The organism is Cupriavidus sp. UYPR2.512 (assembly GCF_000379565.1).
Taxonomy (GTDB): Bacteria; Pseudomonadota; Gammaproteobacteria; order Burkholderiales; family Burkholderiaceae; genus Cupriavidus.
Genome location: NZ_KB903013.1, coordinates 1 through 2,440 on the forward strand (window position 1 = coordinate 1; position 2,440 = coordinate 2,440).

The 2,440-nt window shown below is 59.4% G+C and carries 5 protein-coding genes; all 5 read left to right on the forward strand.

The features are described from left to right. A partial coding sequence (locus tag A3A5_RS0117725; RefSeq protein WP_018311880.1) for a calcium-binding protein occupies positions 1 to 376 on the forward strand: 376 nt, incomplete at its 5' end. After that, positions 333 to 1,073: a TniB family NTP-binding protein gene (locus tag A3A5_RS38840; RefSeq protein WP_255343518.1), complete on the forward strand. Its 741-nt coding sequence runs from the start codon at positions 333 to 335 to the stop codon at positions 1,071 to 1,073. The genes A3A5_RS0117725 and A3A5_RS38840, both read left to right, overlap by 44 nt. Beyond that, a complete protein-coding gene (locus A3A5_RS45720) occupies positions 1,033 to 1,437 on the forward strand; it encodes a TniQ family protein (RefSeq protein WP_081623930.1) in 405 nt (134 codons plus the stop codon). The genes A3A5_RS38840 and A3A5_RS45720 overlap by 41 nt, the downstream gene beginning before the upstream one ends. Before the next feature lie 58 nt (positions 1,438 to 1,495). After that, positions 1,496 to 1,972: a transposase gene (locus tag A3A5_RS0117735; RefSeq protein WP_018311882.1), complete on the forward strand. Its 477-nt coding sequence runs from the start codon at positions 1,496 to 1,498 to the stop codon at positions 1,970 to 1,972. Beyond that, positions 1,972 to 2,325, forward strand: a complete 354-nt coding sequence (gene tnpB, locus A3A5_RS0117740) for an IS66 family insertion sequence element accessory protein TnpB (RefSeq protein WP_018311883.1) — start codon at positions 1,972 to 1,974, stop codon at positions 2,323 to 2,325. The genes A3A5_RS0117735 and tnpB overlap by 1 nt, the downstream gene beginning before the upstream one ends. The last annotated feature ends 115 nt before the right edge of the window (positions 2,326 to 2,440 follow it).

Consider the following 2,440-nt stretch of genomic DNA (forward strand, 5'->3'; position numbering starts at 1 on the left):
GATAAGCATGCCCAGACCCAAGTCCGATCCAGATCGTGAAGAGCGAATCACGATGGAAATCGTCGTCGACGCTTACGGTTCAGAAGAGCGGTCGATGGCGTGGTACTACTACCTCGAGGAGCAACTCACCGTTCCGTTTGAAGCTGAGGTTTGCAAGAGATCGCCTACCTCGCCGCTCAGCCCCGGCGACCGGGTTCANGTGATCGCAATGGCTCCCGAGGACGTGTGCGAATCTGAAGCCTTCGTGTGGATACGATGGAACAAGCGCAAGCTTGCTGTCCCACTAGCGCAACTCGTGCCACTGGCGAGCGACGAGATGACGCGGCAGGCCATTGCCGATTGGCAGTACTGGCGGGACCGAGGCTATCAGTTCTGACATCAGACCGTCCCGGTCAACACGGGTTCCGCTGACGGTTACCCAGGTCATCGCGAAATTCGAACGGCGCCATCCTCCGCAATTCGACGAAGTAGTAGGCGTGGAACACCGGACGGTTGTGTCTATGCAGATGCCACCGACGCCCGACCAGAGCCGCTTCTATACATCGCTCCTGTTTGAGCTTGGCGCGCCGTTCAATGCAGCAGCGAGGCTCAATGTGCTCGAGAATCTGAGTCGCGAGGTGCTACGGGAAGTTGCACCGCGCATGCTGGTGGTAGATGAAGTTCATCACCTCTTGGCAGGAAGTTACCGCGAGCAGCGCGCCTCACTGAACCTACTCAAATTTCTTGCGAACGATCTCAAGATGACGATTGTCCTTGTGGGAACGCGCGATGCTGAGTTTGCACTTCAGACCGATTCGCAGATGAGCAGTCGCTTCTCGCGCTTTGAGATGCCGCGATGGCAGGAGTCGGAAGCCTTTCGAGGCCTCTTGGCAGCATTCGAACGCATTCTTCCTTTGCGACGGCCATCAAATCTGTCGAGGCGAGAAGTTGTCTCGGCGGTTTTGGAGGCGAGTGGAGGTTTGACCGGTGAGGTTTCGCGCCTCTTGAATGCAGCCACCGAGCTGGCGATCCGCGATGGAAGGGAAATGATAGATGTCTCCCACATTGAAAACGCCCAGAGCTGCGTGCTCTAACCGGCTGAGGCCGTGGCCAGTTGCACTGCGTCCCTTTGATGGAGAGGCATTTGGAGGCTGGCTTGGACGACTCGCTGCAAAGTACTCCATGACGGTCGAGCAGCTTTGGACGCATGCCGATCTCGGTCCGATGCCCACCCTGACGCAAAGGAAATGGCTACTGTTTCCGCCAGTGCCGATCGAGACCTTGGAGCGTCTCTCGCAGCTAACCCACGTGGGGGTGGATCGCCTGCGAACTATGCAGACTCCAGTCGGTTGGATCTACGAAAGACGTCGCCTACGGTATTGCTATCACTGCTTGATCCTGACTCGCGGCGATGTCTGCTCGCCATTCTGGCGTAAGCGCGAAATTAAGCGCACCTAGCTTTTGCGGCTGAGAGTGGGCAGGCTTGCGTCCGCAACCACTATTTGCGGACGCAAGCATGATGGACAACGAATGTGAGGTTCCGCCGCTGAGAGTGATCCGTGTTCGCTCCAACGGGAAGCGAGACTTTGACCCCCGGGACAAGCTCCAACTGGTCGAGGCGTGTCTGCGGCCAGGGGCATCGGTAGCTGGGATGGCGCTCAAGGCCGGCATCAATGCGAACCAGTTGCACAAGTGGATTCGGCTGCACCAAGTCGCAACTGAAGCCGCCGCGGCCGATAGTGCGGAGCCTGCCTTGCCAGCGTTCGTACGGGTCGTCGAGGTTAGCGGCGTAACGCGCGTCCCGGAATCGCCGGTGGCGCTGGAATGTCTGCCGACCCAGGCGCCTGCCTCCACCCAACCATCGCCGCGTCCGCCACTGACGGCGGCGCTGCTGACGGCGCGGTTGCCCAACGGCGTGACGGTCGAACTCCAGTGCGGCGGGAAGGACGTCGCGCTTGTGAAGGCGATGATCGAAGCGTTGGGAGCGCGTTGATGTTCCGGCTCGACGCTGACCTGCGGGTCTACCTGCACCGCAATGCGGTGGATTTCCGCCTCGGGATCAATGGGTTGGTTGCCCTGGTCGAGCAGTCGATGCAGCTCGATCCGTTTGCCTGCGCCGTCTACGCATTTCATAACCGTCGGCGCAACCGTATCAAGCTGTTGCTGTGGGACCGCAACGGGTTCTGGATGCTTTTGAAGCGCTTGGAGGAAGACCGCTTTGTGTGGCCACGGCGTCAGCAGGCGGTGATCGAGCTGACAACCGAGCAGTTGCACTGGCTGCTGGACGGTATCGACGTGGACGCCGTGCAGCGGCATCCGTCGCGCAAGTATCAGCACACCGCTTGATGGTCGTTCGGTGTGACGTATTGAATCACCCCGGGAATCGAGGAGGCTGTTTTGTTTAAGTTGATGCCGGGGCCGCAGCGGTATCGCTGAGTTGCCGATAGTAGTTTGCCTCAGC